Raw genomic sequence first — 13,962 nt, forward strand, 5'->3', positions numbered from 1 at the left:
GAAAAGATTCCAACAGGCCACGATCTGTCACTGATAAACGATAAGCAAACCTCCTTCTACAATATTTTGTACAGTCTTTAACCTATATGTCTGACGCGTTATGGGCAGCCCGGATGGGCGATGCGCTGTCCCACACTTCGATGATGGCGGACATCCTCGGCGGTGTGCTGGAGGTGGCGGCCAATATCGCGATCACGGCTGCGGCGACGGTTGCCGTGGTGGCGGTCACCGGTATCACCGTCGCCACAGGCGGGCTTGGGTGCATCCTGCTCGGCGCGGTGGTGGGCACGATTGTCGGCCTGCTGATGAGCAAGAGCGGAGCAGACAAAGGGCTGACCCATTTATGCGACGCTTTTAGCAACGCCCTGTTTCCGCCCACGGTGCAGGCGAACATTCTCACCGGCTCCACCAACACCCTGACCAACAAGATGCCAGCCGCCCGCGCTGCGGGAGCAATCAGCTCCCATGTCGAACCGGCCGGTACCGAGCTGGAAGCCCCCCCGCCCGCACCAGAACCCAGCTTCCTGGACATGGCCGAGGGGTTCTTCTCGCAGATGTGGCGCCCTACCGTCGCCACCCCTGCGCCGGGCGCTGTGCCCAAGCCGTTGGACCTGGTGGTGTGCATGAAGCACCCGCCCATGCCGCCGCAGTTTCTGGCCGAGGGGTCGGAAAAAGTCACGGTCAACGGCCAACCCGCCGTGCGCAGTGGTGATCGCAGTACCTGCGATGCGACGGTGGTGTCGTCCGGGCTGATTTCCTCCAACGTGACCATTGGTGGCGGTTCGGTGGTGGTGCGTGAGATTCGCAGCGGCAAGACGCCTGGCGTCGGGTTGGCGGTTACGGCGTTGTTGATGCTAAAGGGTGGCAAGGGCAAGTTCTTCAGCAAGTTGCCGTGCATGTTGGTCAGCGGCGCCACTTCGATGGCCATCAGCAGCGCGATGGGCGCTGCGGCCAACGCCGCGATGGGCTCGTCGAATCCGGTGCATGCCGCGACGGGCGCGAAGGTACTGGGTGATGTCGACGACCTGGATTTCGTGCTGCCGGGTATCCTCCCGATTGACTGGCAGCGCTTCTACAACAGCCGCGATGAGCGCCCGGGCAGCCTGTTTGGCGTCGGCTGGAGCGTACCCTACGAAGTATGCGTCGACATTCAGCCGCATCCCGAAGGCGGCGAAACGCTGGTCTATACCGATGAGCAGGGGCGGCCCATCGACATGGGCGCCATTCCGTTGGGCGGCGCAGTGTTCAGCCCGGGCGAAGGGCTTGCGGTGCGGCGACACCTCAATGGGCAATTGCTGATCGAAAGCGACGACGGCATGTATCGTTTGTTCGAGCCGGCCCCCGCAAACTCGGCACGACTGCACCTGAGCCAACTGGGTGATCGTAACGACAACCGTATCTATATCGACTATGACGAAGCCGGACGTTTGGTGCGCCTGCGCGACACGTTCGATCTGGTTCAGGTTGAGCTGATCCGCGATCAGGGCTATCTGAGCCGCATCGAACGCCTGTACCCGGATCAACGTCGCGAAGTGCTGGTGAGCTATGGCTACGACGCGGCGGGCAATCTGGTGCAAGTGCGTGATGCAACCGATCAAGTGCAGCGGCGCTTCGCCTACGATGCCGGGAGCCGAATGGTGGAGCATCAGTTGCCCACCGGATTGCGCTGTTTCTATGAGTGGGCACTAGTTGAAGGCCTGGAATGGCGCGTGGTTCGGCATTGGACCGATGAGGGCGATGCTTACCAGTTCGACTATGACCTGCAGGCTGGCTTAACGCGCATCACCGATGGTCTGCAGCGCGTGAGCACGCGGCACTGGAACACTCAGCATCAGATCATTCAGTACAGCGACAACCTCGGCCAGACTTGGCTATTTGAGTGGAATGACGAACGTCAGTTGCTCAGCGCGACTGACCCACTGGGTGGGCGCTATGAATACAGCTACGATGATAGCGGTAACGTAATTGGCGAAACCGACCCGCTGGGCCGCAGTGATTCGACCTTGTGGCTGGAGCATTGGGCGTTGCCGCTGGTGGAAACCGACGCCGCCGACAACAGCTGGCAGTATCGCTACGACCCTCGCGGCAATTGCATCGCCGAGACCGATCCGCTGGGCTATATCACCCGTTACCGCTATGACGCCCACGGCCAGCCAGTAGAAATCATCGATGCCACTGGCAAAAGCAAACAACTGCGCTGGAACCCGTTTGGGCAGTTGGTCGAACATATCGACTGCTCGGGCTACCCGACGCGTTTCAGCTACGACGACCGTGGCTATTTGCAGGTCATCACTGATGCCTTGGGTGAACGCACGCAGTTCAGCTACGACGCCCAGGGGCGTTTGCTCAGCAGTCAATTACCGGATGGGCGCACCGAGCAGTATCAGCGCGACGCCAGCGGGCAGTTGGTGGGCTACACCGATCCCGCCGGGCACACCACGCTCTACCAACACAATCGGCGAGGCCAGGTACGCCAACGCACCGATGCCCATGGGCGGCAGGTGCAGTTTGGGTATGACAGCTACGGGCGGTTGCAAGCGCTGGTCAATGAGAACGGTGAAAGCTATCGGTTTGCGTGGGACGCCGGGGATCGGCTGACCGAGCAGCAAGACCTCGACGGCAGCGCCAAACGCTACGACTACGACTTGCTCGACAACATCACGACGGTGACTGCTCATCCTGCACCTTATGGCAATGGACTGGCGGTGGTGCCCGAGACGCCACCCGCGCCCATCGTTCATCGGCTGGAGCGTGATGCGGTCGGCCGACTGGTCGCCAAAACCACCGACGATGGCCGCACCGACTACCGCTACGATGCGGTAGATCAGCTCACGGCTGTGACCTTCACTGATCTGCAAGGCAATTCCCAAGCCTTGGGTTTCGCCTACGACGCTGTCGGCCAGTTGCTTGCCGAACAGAGTGACGGTGGCAACCTGCAACACCACTACGACGAACTCGGCAACCTGATCCAGACCCAGTTGCCGGACGGCCGCTGGCTCAACCGCCTGTACTACGGCAGCGGCCACCTGCACCAGATCAACCTCGACGGCCAGGTCATCAGCGATTTCGAGCGAGACCGCCTGCACCGCGAAGTGCTGCGCACCCAAGGCCAGCTCAGCACCCGCAGCGAATACGACCGCAGCGGCCGCCTGCGCTCACGTCAGCGCCGCCTGAACAGCCAGCCAACGCTGATGCCCGCAGCGGCGCAAAAGCAGTTCGAATACGACCCCGCCGACAACCTGATCGGCAAACTCGACCAACAACCCGCGGCGCAACATCGCCAACTGCTGCACTACGACGCCACCGGCCGCATCATCGCCAGCCAGGACAGCCTGCACGGGCAGCGCGAAACCTTCGCCTACGACGCCGCCGCCAACCTGCTGGATGGCCCGCAAGCGGGTGCCGGGTTGGTGGTGCATAACAAGCTGCTGACGTATCAGGACAAGCGTTATCGCTACGATGCGTTTGGGCGGATGATTGAAAAGCGCAGCGCCAAGCGAGGGGTGCAGCGGTTTGCGTATGACGCTGAGAGCCGGTTGGTTGAGGTGCGTAATGACGATGGTAGCGTGGTCAGGATGGTGTATGACCCGCTAGGCCGTCGGATAGAAAAAACCGAGCATGGCGGTGATGGATATCCACTGGGGGAAACGCGGTTTACCTGGGACGGCTTGCGGTTATTGCAGGAGCATAAGCACAGTCAAACAAGCCTGTACGTCTATGAAGATGAAGGCTACCAACCCTTGGCTCGCGTTGACGGTGCCGGGCCGTTGCAGAAGATTCGTTACTACCATAACGACCTGAATGGGTTGCCGGAGCAGCTGACAGAGATGGATGGCCACATGCTCTGGCAGGCGACTTATCGGGTGTGGGGCAACACGCTGGAAGAGGTGCGTGAGCCTTATTACATTGAGGAGCAGAACCTCAGGTTTCAGGGGCAGTATCTGGACCGGGAGACGGGGCTGCATTTTAATACGTTCAGGTTTTATGATCCGGATATGGGACGGTTTACGACGCCGGATCCGATTGGGTTGCAAGGTGGCCTGAATCTCTACTTGTACGGCGCAAATCCCTTTACTTGGAGCGATCCACTAGGCTGGGTTCAAACACCGCTGAACAAACCTGGTTTTTATGTATACGGACTCTACGCCCCCAATGCCAAAACACCGTATTACATTGGTCACACAGAGCAACTTCCCGCCGCACGTGAAAAACAGCACGACAGGTCCACACGTCTCGGAAAAGGGGAGCTTAGAGTGTTGAAGGGCCAGGATGGCAAGATGACTTACACTCAAGCCAAGGGCTATGAACAAGCGTATCGCGAGAAATATAAAACGAAGGGCAAATTCCCAGGCAACGTCATTGAACCCATTAATAAAGGCCGCACTGATGCGCGTGGAAAATCTCACTATAAAAACTATAAAGTTGCGGCGAAGGCGCTGGGCCTCAAACCAAGCAAAGTCAAATCCTGTACATAAATGAGGCCATTGCATGAAAACCCTGAAGTCACCTAAACCGGGCGATCTTTTTTATATCCCGGCCCTCAATTCTTCAGATGAGACTGGGTTTGTTATTGCCCGCTATATCGAGCTCATTCCCCCTGCGCTGGGGCATCTGATCGAGGTTTTTGCGAAATTTTATACGCAAATACCCGTGTCATTGAGCGAGGTAGACACCTCCACACGTCTGTTCCGACCGATTTTCTGCAGCATGCTTTTCTCGGAAATTCCTCGATGGAAGATCCTTTTCAGTGATCCGGACTACAAAAAAGAGTCCTCTGGATATGACGAAATTCAATTCGCGTTCGAGTCAGAAATCTGGGTAGGCGGTGTCAGCAAGCCCGCTACAGAGCAACAGCTGAACAACATTGAGCCATCCATCTGCTGGCGCATGCATCACATTATTTTCAGGGTGATCGCACACTTACGTGGAGCGATCTCTGATGCTGAGCCGATGGACTATGAGAAGTTACCCCCCGACTTGCGCATTGATAGCACCATCGCCTCAGAACGAGTAAATAAGGCCGCACTCAGCGCACAAGCATTATTCGCTGCCCAATAAAAACGGGAGAAAAGAGGGCAGGTTTTATGGCTATACCGACCCCGCCGGGCACACCACGCTCTACCAACACAACCGGCGTGGCCAGGTACGCCAGCGCACCGATGCCCATGGGCGGCAGGTGCAATTTGGTTACGACAGCTACGGGCGGCTGCAAGCGCTGGTCAATGAGAACGGTGAGAGCTATCGGTTCGCATGGGACGCCAGGGATCGGCTGACCGAGCAGCAAGACTTCGACGGCAGCGCCAAACGCTACAACTATGACTTGCTCGACAACATCACCGCGGTGACTGCTCATCCTGCACCTTATGGCAATGGACTGGCGGTGGTGCCCGAGACGCCACCCGCGCCCATCGTTCATCGGCTGGAGCGTGATGCGGTCGGCCGACTGGTCGCCAAAACCACCGACGATGGCCGCACCGACTACAGCTACGATGCGGTAGATCAGCTCACGGCTGTGACCTTCACTGATCTGCAAGGCAACGCCCAGGCGCTGGGTTTCGCCTACGACGCCCTCGGCCAGTTACTTGCCGAACAGAGTGCCGGTGGCAACCTGCAACATCACTACGACGAACTCGGCCACCTGCACCAGATCAACCTCGACGGCCAGGTCATCAGCGATTTCGAGCGCGACCGCCTGCACCGCGAAGTGCTGCGCACCCAGGGCCAGCTCAGCACCCGCAGCGAATACGACCGCAGCGGCCGCCTGCGCTCACGCCAACGGCGTCTTGCGGCTCAGCCATCGTTGATGCCGGCGACAGCGCAAAAACAGTTCGAATATGACCCCGCCGACAACCTGATCGGCAAACTCGACCAGCAACCCGCCGCGCAACATCGCCAACTGCTGCACTACGACGCCACCGGCCGCATCATCGCCAGCCAGGACAGCCTGCATGGGCAGCGCGAAACCTTTGCCTACGACGCCGCCGCCAACCTGCTGGATGGCCCGCACGCAGGCGCCGGGTTGGTGGTGCATAACAAGCTGCTGACGTATCAGGACAAGCGTTATCGCTACGACGCGTTTGGGCGAATGGTCGAGAAGCGCAGCGCCAAGCGAGGGGTGCAGCGGTTTGCGTATGACGCGGAAAGTCGGTTGGTTGAGGGGAAAAATGGGGACAGATTTATTTCTCATCTCACTCTAGCTCTTAAATAAATGCGTCCCCTTTTCCGCTAACACCTACCCTGCAACAACAACGGAAAAGGAGACAACTTTATTAAACTCAGCAAAATTAAATAAATCTGTCCCCTCCTCCCTTTCTTAAAAAATCTTATTCCGCATCATCCTCTTTATCGATTTCCTTGGCAGCTTTCAATTTTTTAACCATTGTATTCATATACTTGTAGCGCTGCTCAATAGTCTCTACACGAGACTTATCTGTCGGTGCTTGCGAAGATTCAGGTTCGGAATAGGGGCAGTAGACAAGTCCGTATCGTTCAGCGATGCCTTCCATCTGCCCCTCTATTGTGTCCATCCTCTTCTCAAGGCCGGTCAATCGCGCATTGATGTCGGTTGACGCCGCGGGGTCTTTACCTACGGCGTTAGCGTCTGCCCCTTCGTTGATGGACAGAATGGTGTTGGCCAATAACTCTGTTTTTATTTCAGCACCTTCCAGGCGTGCTTCTATTTTTTGTTGATCTGTCGCGGACGGATCTACAGTACTCTTTGTTCCGTCTACGTTCTTTTTCTCTGCGCCGGGCATTTTCGATTGCGCGTCAATTCTATCCGTCATGGCTTTCGACGTTACATGCTGGGCAACGCTGAGTGGAAGGTTGATCAGGGTACTTACACCCGCCTCAACGAACGAGTTTCGCGCCTGAATGGCCAGTGAGGAGGCAATGGGAGGGAACTGCAAAGCGCCAACAGCCCTGGCGGTATTGGCAGCACTCGCAACACTGCTTGGCCTACTCGCCGAGGGTGCGGGCCTAGGTGGTTTAGGTGGCGTTAGCGGTTTTGGCGGTTTGAGTGGCCTTGTTGCAGGTATTCTGGGGCGAAACCTAAAACCCCTGATCGTTCTATTACTATGCTCCTCAGCGGTACCTTCAGGGTAAGCATTTGGATCTAATGTATGCGCGCCCGGTTTAGTCGGTTGGGAGGACTGATCGAGTAGTCCTGGTGGCTCCGGTAGTTTTGGTTGTGCCACATCGACGTTAGTCAGGGGCGGAAGGAGGGGAACATAGGCTTGATTGGATAGTTTCATTTTTTCTCCAAGTAAGTTATCGACTTAAGGAGGGCTCCCTGCAACCTCAGCCTATACGTGGTTGCATAAAGCAAAACCGTTCCAACTCAAATAGCAGCCTAACTCCGTACGCGTGACTGCTGCGCTGAATCTGAACATTTAAATAGTTATAAAAAACATCGAGACGACCCGTTGCTTTGCCCCCCACCTTTAGAGCCATTGAAGTGCCGGTGCCATCACCCGCTTTAACGACGCCCAACAAAAATGGGCACCCAACCCAGTCGGCGTGCCCATTTTCTTACCAACCCGCCTCCCTTCAGACGGTCCTGCTATTACGGGTTGACGCTGTCTTTGAGCGACTTGCCCGGCTTGAATGCAACGGTGTTGCTCGCCTTGATTTTCACTGGCTCACCGGTTTGCGGGTTTTTGCCGGTGCGGGCGCCGCGGTGGCGTTGCAGGAAGGTGCCGAAGCCCACCAGGGTGACGCTGTCCTTGCGGTGCAGGGCGCCGGTGATTTCTTCGAGAACGGCGTTAAGGACGCGGTTGGCCTGCTCTTTGGTCAGGTCTGCTTTTTCTGCAATAGCGGCTGCGAGTTCTGGTTTACGCATAAGTGAAGCCTCTTTGACGGTTTTTTGTTGTTATGTCCGTGCTGCTCTCTGGTGGAGCAGCGCCCAAGGCGCCGCAGGCTCTACTCTGCGGCAGACGGGAGTGAGGATGGCATGCCCTCGCACGCTCCGCCAGTCTCGCGGCGACCTTTCTGGGGGTAAGAAGGTGCTGATTCCGACAGAACGACCGGCATTTACGCCAGCAATGGCGGAAGTTCTTTGTTAAGGGCAAGTTTTTCCATGACGGCGCTGCCGGTCAGCGCATAACCCAGCAGGCGGCCGCTGGCGTCGCGGCACAAGGCCTTGATGTCGGCGCCCTGCCCTTCGACGCTCCACACGCCTTCGGTGCCGCGTGGCGGCGGCGATACCACCAGAGGGCAGATCGGGGTTTTGACGGTGATCGGCATCGGCCCATAGCTGACGGCGGTGGCGTTGCCGGCAAGGGTTTGGGCCAGGGCGCGGGCGCAGCTCATCAATGGCATCACGTACAGCAGGTTGAGGCCATCGACCTCGGCGCAGTCGCCCAGGGCGTAGATGTTGGCGTGGGAGGTCTTGAGGTGGCGGTCCACCATGATTCCACGGTTGATCTGCAGGCCGGCGGCAGCAGCCAGGTCCACGCGCGGACGCAGGCCGATGGCCGAGACCACCAGGTCGCAGTGGATCACTTCACCATCCGACAGGTGCGCTTCCAGGCCATCCGCCGTGCGCTGCAAGCGGTTGAGCACCGGGCCCAAGTGGAACCGCGCGCCGAGGCCTTCCAGCCCGGCTTGCACAGCGCCAGCCGCTGCTGGGTGCAGCAGAGTCGGCATGACTTGCTCGCAGGGTGCGACCAGATCAATTTCATAGCCGCCAAGTATCAGGTCGTTGGCGAATTCACAGCCGATCAGGCCCGCGCCCAGCAGCAGCACACGGCGCTTACCGGCAGCAGCGGCACGGAAGCGTGCGTAATCTTCAAGGTCATTGATCGGGAAAATCAGTTCCGCCGCATCGCCTTCTACCGGCACGCGCACGGCTTCTGCGCCCCAAGCCAGGATCAGGTCGCGGTAGGCTACCGCTTCCTCGCCGATCCACAGGCGTTTGTGGCCCGGGTCGATGCCGCTGATGCGCGTGTGGGTGCGCACTTCGGCCTTGAGTTGCTCGGCCATGGCGCCCGGCTCAGCCATGCTCAGGCCATCGGCTTCCTTGTTCTTGCCAAAGCCGGTGGAGAGCATGGGCTTGGAGTAGGAGCGCCCGTCATCCGCGGTGATCAGCAGCAACGGGGTCTCGCTGTCGAGCTTGCGAAATTCCCGGGCCACGTTGTAACCGGCCAGCCCTGTGCCGATGATCACGACAGGTGCGTTCATTCCTTTCTCCTTGTAGTACGTTTCTTAAACCGATGTTTAGCCGATTTCGATCATTTCGAAATCCATTTTGCCCACGCCGCAGTCCGGGCACAGCCAGTCTTCCGGGACGTCCTGCCACAGGGTGCCCGGTGCGATACCGTCATCCGGCCAGCCGTCTTTTTCGTCATAGATCAGGCCGCAGACTACACATTGCCACTTCTTCATTACTTGCTTCCTCAGGGTCCAGGCATCTTGGCCGACGGTCGATAGACCAACGTTGCCGTGCGGCTCAGGGCGTTTTGTACTGATCGAGGCCGGCAGATGCAAGCATGTTCGGCGCAAACGGCCGGTTCAGCCCGGCAAAAGTTCAGGACGCCATGGTAAGCTCGCCGCCTCTTTTACTGCCAAAACTGACTCACCGTGCCGCACTCAATCGCCTGTCCCGATGCTTGCCAATGGCTGACCCAGAGCCTTCTGAGCCCAATGCCCGCGCCATTGACCCTCAACTGGCTGTTCGACGAAGGCTCGCTGACGCGCCGGCTTACGTGGCTTTCCAACGACGGCTTCAGCGTGACGCCACTGTTCGAAGGCTGGCAGCCACTGCGCGAGGATGAATGTGCGGCGTTGGGTATGGCCCCGGCCACGGTCGGCTGGGTACGCGAAGTGTATTTGCGCGGGCATGGCCAACCATGGGTGTTTGCCCGCAGCGTGGCGGCGCGCAGTGCCTTGCAGGGCGATGGCTTGCACATGGACGAATTGGGCAGCCGTTCGCTGGGCGAGTTGCTGTTCTGCGATCAGGCCTTCACTCGCCAGGCGATCGAGGTATGCCATTACCCACGGCAATGGCTGCCGAGCGCCGACCAGGCCGATGGCCTGTGGGCGCGCCGCTCGCGCTTTGATCGCGGGCCGTTGAGCGTGCTGGTCGCGGAAATTTTCCTGCCCAGCTTCTGGCAGGCGCTGCATGACCATCCGGAGAACTGCTGATGTATCAACGTCTGCTCAAGTCCTTGAACCGCCTGAACCCCAGGGCGTGGGATTTCATTCAGTTGACCCGCATGGACAAACCCATCGGAATTTACCTGCTGTTGTGGCCGACGCTTTGGGCGCTGTGGATTGCGGGCAAGGGCTCGCCGTCGTTGCTCAATATCGTGATTTTCGTGCTGGGCGTGGTGCTGACCCGCGCCGGCGGCTGCGTGATCAATGACTGGGCCGACCGCAAGGTCGACGGCCATGTGAAACGCACCGAGCAACGGCCGCTGGTGAGCGGCAAGATCAGTTCCAAAGAGGCCTTGGTGTTTTTTGCGGTGCTGATGGGCATCAGTTTTCTGCTGGTGCTGCTGACCAACGCGACCACCATCCTGCTGTCCTTGGGCGGCCTGGCGCTGGCGGCGAGCTACCCGTTCATGAAGCGCTACACCTATTACCCACAAGTGGTGCTGGGCGCGGCGTTTTCATGGGGCATGCCGATGGCATTCACTGCCGAGACCGGGCATTTGCCGGCCACGGCGTGGCTGCTGTACATCGCCAACTTGCTGTGGACGGTGGGCTACGACACGTATTACGCGATGACCGACCGCGATGACGACTTGAAGATCGGGGTGAAATCCACCGCCATTCTGTTCGGCGATGCGGACCGCGTGATCATTCTGACCCTGCAAGGTTTATCGCTGGTGTGCCTGCTATTGGCGGGGCAGCGGTTCGAGCTGGGTGGCTGGTTCCATCTGGGGTTGCTGGCGGCGGCGGGCTGTTTTGCCTGGGAATTCTGGTACACCCGGGACAAGGATCGGATGAAATGCTTCAAGGCGTTTTTGCATAACCACTGGGCGGGGTTGGCGATTTTTGTCGGGATTGTGGCGGATTACGGGTTTCGGTAAGTCAGTGCTGACGCCATCGCGGGCAAGCCCGCTCCCACATTTGGAACGCATTCCCCTGTGGGAGCGGGCTTGCCCGCGATGGTTTCAGCCGCACTGCGTGGTCAGGGCTTGATTACGTGCCACGCCCCGCCCTTGCCATCACCGGTCTTGTCACCCGCCTTCTTGTCATCCTTGTAGGTGTAGACAGGCTTGCCTTTGTAAGCCCACTGACTGGTCTGGTCGTCGCGGGTAATGACTGTCCAATCACCCATCGACTTGTCAGTAGACTCAGCCTTCAGCGGCGGCCAGTTGGTCGCACACTGGTCTTTGCACACCGACTTGCCGTCGGCATCCTTGTCAAAGGTGTAGAGGGTCAGCCCCTTGTGATCCACCAACATTCCGTCGTGAGTCATCGCCGGCTCCGCCGCAAACGCCAGGCCCGGCAGCGTCAACGCCGCCGATACCAACAGGGCTTTCCATGAAACAGTGCTGTAAGTCATCGGAACCTTCCTTTTGTGGTTGTCAGGATTCGGACCCAAAGGGTAGTCCAGAGTGCCGTGAATTGCCCGATCGTCTAAATTACTGTCACACGACTGCAATAATTCCGTTATCTAATGCGGCGCAAGACAGTTAAATGACAAGAGGATTTTGAGCATGGTTGGCAGGAGCATTCTGATCGTTGACGACGAAGCGCCCATTCGCGAGATGATCGCCGTTGCGTTGGAAATGGCCGGCTATGACTGCCTGGAGGCGGAGAACTCCCAGCAGGCCCATGCCATTATCGTCGACCGCAAGCCGGACCTGATCCTGCTGGACTGGATGCTGCCCGGCACCTCCGGCATCGAACTGGCCCGTCGCCTCAAGCGTGACGAGCTGACCGGGGATATCCCGATCATCATGCTCACCGCCAAGGGTGAAGAGGACAACAAGATCCAGGGCCTGGAAGTCGGCGCTGATGACTACATCACCAAGCCGTTTTCCCCACGTGAGCTGGTAGCGCGCCTGAAGGCCGTACTGCGCCGTGCCGGCCCTACCGATGGCGAAGCGCCGATCGAAGTCGACGGGCTGATCCTGGACCCGATCAGCCACCGCGTGACCATCGACGGCAAGCCGGCCGAGATGGGGCCGACCGAATACCGCCTGCTGCAATTTTTCATGACCCACCAGGAGCGCGCCTATACCCGTGGGCAATTGCTGGACCAGGTGTGGGGCGGCAATGTGTATGTGGAGGAGCGCACGGTTGACGTGCATATCCGCCGCCTGCGCAAAGCCTTGGGCGATGCCTACGAGAATCTGGTACAAACCGTGCGCGGCACCGGCTATCGCTTTTCCACCAAAGGTTGAGCCGGCCCTTCCTTTCCTTAACAGCTGACAAGGACGCATGTTTAAGTGAACCAGAACTGGCATGGCACCCTGATTCGCCACATGCTTCTGTTGATCACCGGTTGCTTGGTGGTGGGTTTGATCAGCGGTTATTACGGTTGGAGCCTGGCCGTTGGTATCGGCCTGTACCTGGGCTGGACCCTCAAACAATTGCTGCGCCTGCATGAATGGCTGCGCCAGCACAAACCCGACGAAGCACCACCCGACGGCTACGGCCTGTGGGGCGAAGTGTTCGACAGCATCTACCACCTGCAACGCCGCGACCAAAGGGTTCGCGGGCGCCTGCAGGCGGTGATCGACCGGGTGCAGGAGTCTACCGCTGCGCTCAAAGACGCGGTGATCATGCTCGACAGCGACGGCAACCTGGAGTGGTGGAACCGCGCTGCCGAGACCTTGCTGGGCCTCAAGACGCCCCAGGACAGCGGTCAGCCGGTGACCAACCTGGTGCGCCACCCGCGCTTCAAGGAATATTTCGAGCAGGAAAACTACGAAGAAGCGCTGGAAATCCCCTCGCCTACCAATGACCGCGTGCGCATCCAGCTGTACCTGACGCGTTATGGCAACAACGAGCACCTGATGCTGGTGCGCGACGTGACCCGCATTCACCAGTTGGAACAGATGCGCAAAGACTTCGTCGCCAACGTCTCCCACGAACTGCGTACGCCGTTGACGGTGATCTGCGGCTACCTGGAGACGCTGCTGGACAACGTCGACGAGATCAACCCGCGTTGGAGCCGTGCCCTGCAGCAGATGCAACAGCAGGGCTCACGCATGCAAACCCTGCTCAATGACCTGCTGTTGCTGGCCAAGCTGGAAGCCACCGATTACCCATCGGACAACCATCCGGTGGCGGTGCAAAGCCTGCTGCAGACCATCAAGAATGACGCCCAGGCGCTTTCCGGCGAGCGCGGGCAACAGATCACACTGGAAGCCGACCCGCAGGTATTGCTCAAAGGCAGCGAAGGTGAGTTGCGCAGCGCGTTTTCCAACCTGGTGTTCAACGCCGTGAAGTACACCCAGGACAAGGGCAATATCCGCATCCGCTGGTGGAGCGATGAGCACGGCGCACACTTGAGCGTGCAGGACTCCGGCATCGGTATCGACGCCAAGCACCTGCCGCGCCTGACCGAACGCTTCTACCGCGTCGACTCAAGCCGCAACTCCAACACCGGCGGCACCGGGCTGGGCCTGGCGATCGTCAAACACGTGCTGTTGCGCCACCGCGCACGGTTGGAGATCAGCAGCGTGCTGGGGCATGGCAGCACCTTTACCTGCCATTTCCCACCGGCGCAGATGACCCGCTCGCGGGTGATCGGCACAGATGAATAACCCGAAAACAACGTAAATCTAAGTGTGGGAGCTGGCTTGCCTGCGATGGCGGTGGGTCAGCTGAAATCAACTCAACTGGCAGGCCGCTATCGCAGGCAAGCCAGCTCCTACATTGGATTTGCATGGTTTGGCAGAAGGCTTTCCAGGCTCCGCCCGGCAGCGGGCACTAGGCAAGCGCCCCGTCAGCCGCTACATTGGCCGACTTGCGCCTGCCTTTCAGGCCTGTCTGTCACCCCTT

At 59.1% G+C, this 13,962-nt stretch carries 11 protein-coding genes and 1 pseudogene; 7 read left to right on the forward strand and 5 right to left on the reverse strand.

What is annotated here, in order from left to right; all coding sequences use genetic code 11:
• Nucleotides 1–86: 86 nt before the first annotated feature.
• The 3 genes and pseudogenes from HBO41_RS22595 to HBO41_RS22605 form a co-directional block, all read left to right on the forward strand.
• Nucleotides 87–4,475, forward strand: a complete 4,389-nt coding sequence (locus HBO41_RS22595) for an RHS repeat-associated core domain-containing protein (protein WP_169987835.1) — start codon at nucleotides 87–89, stop codon at nucleotides 4,473–4,475.
• Nucleotides 4,476–4,488: 13 nt separating this feature from the next.
• On the forward strand, nucleotides 4,489–5,058 hold the full coding sequence (locus tag HBO41_RS22600) for an Imm26 family immunity protein (protein ID WP_017134641.1): 570 nt from the start codon (nucleotides 4,489–4,491) through the stop codon (nucleotides 5,056–5,058).
• A gap of 16 nt (nucleotides 5,059–5,074) precedes the next feature.
• Nucleotides 5,075–6,166, forward strand: a pseudogene (locus HBO41_RS22605) (type IV secretion protein Rhs); the annotation flags it as partial.
• A 157-nt stretch (nucleotides 6,167–6,323) separates the two neighbouring features.
• Here HBO41_RS22605 and HBO41_RS29565 read toward each other — a convergent pair.
• The 4 genes from HBO41_RS29565 to HBO41_RS22625 form a co-directional block, all read right to left on the reverse strand.
• Nucleotides 6,324–7,253: a hypothetical protein gene (locus HBO41_RS29565; RefSeq protein WP_262380479.1), complete on the reverse strand. Its 930-nt coding sequence runs from the start codon at nucleotides 7,251–7,253 to the stop codon at nucleotides 6,324–6,326.
• 311 nt (nucleotides 7,254–7,564) lie between these two features.
• Nucleotides 7,565–7,840, reverse strand: coding sequence for an HU family DNA-binding protein (locus HBO41_RS22615; RefSeq protein ID WP_003213368.1), 276 nt, complete (start codon nucleotides 7,838–7,840; stop codon nucleotides 7,565–7,567).
• Nucleotides 7,841–8,031: 191 nt separating this feature from the next.
• Nucleotides 8,032–9,180, reverse strand: coding sequence for an NAD(P)/FAD-dependent oxidoreductase (locus tag HBO41_RS22620; RefSeq protein WP_017135809.1), 1,149 nt, complete (start codon nucleotides 9,178–9,180; stop codon nucleotides 8,032–8,034).
• A gap of 36 nt (nucleotides 9,181–9,216) precedes the next feature.
• Nucleotides 9,217–9,384 (reverse strand): rubredoxin, encoded by a 168-nt coding sequence (locus HBO41_RS22625; RefSeq protein ID WP_003213373.1) that lies wholly within the window; start codon nucleotides 9,382–9,384, stop codon nucleotides 9,217–9,219.
• Between the two features lie 195 nt (nucleotides 9,385–9,579).
• Here HBO41_RS22625 and HBO41_RS22630 point away from each other — a divergent pair, with 195 nt between their 5' ends.
• Both HBO41_RS22630 and ubiA read left to right on the forward strand, forming a co-directional pair.
• Nucleotides 9,580–10,143: a chorismate lyase gene (locus HBO41_RS22630; RefSeq protein WP_017135808.1), complete on the forward strand. Its 564-nt coding sequence runs from the start codon at nucleotides 9,580–9,582 to the stop codon at nucleotides 10,141–10,143.
• A complete protein-coding gene (gene ubiA / locus HBO41_RS22635) occupies nucleotides 10,143–11,033 on the forward strand; it encodes a 4-hydroxybenzoate octaprenyltransferase (RefSeq protein ID WP_017135807.1) in 891 nt (296 codons plus the stop codon). Before HBO41_RS22630 ends, ubiA begins: the two co-directional genes overlap by 1 nt.
• Nucleotides 11,034–11,134: 101 nt before the next feature.
• Here ubiA and HBO41_RS22640 read toward each other — a convergent pair whose 3' ends face one another.
• Nucleotides 11,135–11,512, reverse strand: coding sequence for a hypothetical protein (locus HBO41_RS22640; RefSeq protein WP_017135806.1), 378 nt, complete (start codon nucleotides 11,510–11,512; stop codon nucleotides 11,135–11,137).
• A 154-nt stretch (nucleotides 11,513–11,666) separates the two neighbouring features.
• Here HBO41_RS22640 and phoB point away from each other — a divergent pair, with 154 nt between their 5' ends.
• Both phoB and phoR read left to right on the forward strand, forming a co-directional pair.
• On the forward strand, nucleotides 11,667–12,356 hold the full coding sequence (gene phoB, locus HBO41_RS22645; protein WP_003195617.1) for a phosphate regulon transcriptional regulator PhoB: 690 nt from the start codon (nucleotides 11,667–11,669) through the stop codon (nucleotides 12,354–12,356).
• Between the two features lie 81 nt (nucleotides 12,357–12,437).
• On the forward strand, nucleotides 12,438–13,724 hold the full coding sequence (gene phoR / locus HBO41_RS22650) for a phosphate regulon sensor histidine kinase PhoR (RefSeq protein WP_178111008.1): 1,287 nt from the start codon (nucleotides 12,438–12,440) through the stop codon (nucleotides 13,722–13,724).
• Nucleotides 13,725–13,962: the final 238 nt, after the last annotated feature.

The sequence above is a fragment of the Pseudomonas sp. WS 5146 genome, assembly GCF_012985495.1.
Taxonomy (GTDB): domain Bacteria; phylum Pseudomonadota; class Gammaproteobacteria; order Pseudomonadales; family Pseudomonadaceae; genus Aquipseudomonas; species Aquipseudomonas edaphica.

Bases quoted from the DNA above. Each gene is read 5' to 3' on its own strand.
- HBO41_RS22595 (WP_169987835.1), top strand. From the start codon at position 87: ATGTCTGACGCGTTATGGGCAGCCCGGATGGGCGATGCGCTGTCCCAC.
- HBO41_RS22620 (WP_017135809.1), bottom strand. From the start codon at position 9,180: ATGAACGCACCTGTCGTGATCATCGGCACAGGGCTGGCCGGTTACAAC.
- phoR (WP_178111008.1), top strand. From the start codon at position 12,438: ATGCTTCTGTTGATCACCGGTTGCTTGGTGGTGGGTTTGATCAGCGGT.
- HBO41_RS29565 (WP_262380479.1), bottom strand. From the start codon at position 7,253: ATGAAACTATCCAATCAAGCCTATGTTCCCCTCCTTCCGCCCCTGACT.
- HBO41_RS22615 (WP_003213368.1), bottom strand. From the start codon at position 7,840: ATGCGTAAACCAGAACTCGCAGCCGCTATTGCAGAAAAAGCAGACCTG.
- ubiA (WP_017135807.1), top strand. From the start codon at position 10,143: ATGTATCAACGTCTGCTCAAGTCCTTGAACCGCCTGAACCCCAGGGCG.
- HBO41_RS22625 (WP_003213373.1), bottom strand. From the start codon at position 9,384: ATGAAGAAGTGGCAATGTGTAGTCTGCGGCCTGATCTATGACGAAAAA.
- HBO41_RS22640 (WP_017135806.1), bottom strand. From the start codon at position 11,512: ATGACTTACAGCACTGTTTCATGGAAAGCCCTGTTGGTATCGGCGGCG.
- phoB (WP_003195617.1), top strand. From the start codon at position 11,667: ATGGTTGGCAGGAGCATTCTGATCGTTGACGACGAAGCGCCCATTCGC.
- HBO41_RS22600 (WP_017134641.1), top strand. From the start codon at position 4,489: ATGAAAACCCTGAAGTCACCTAAACCGGGCGATCTTTTTTATATCCCG.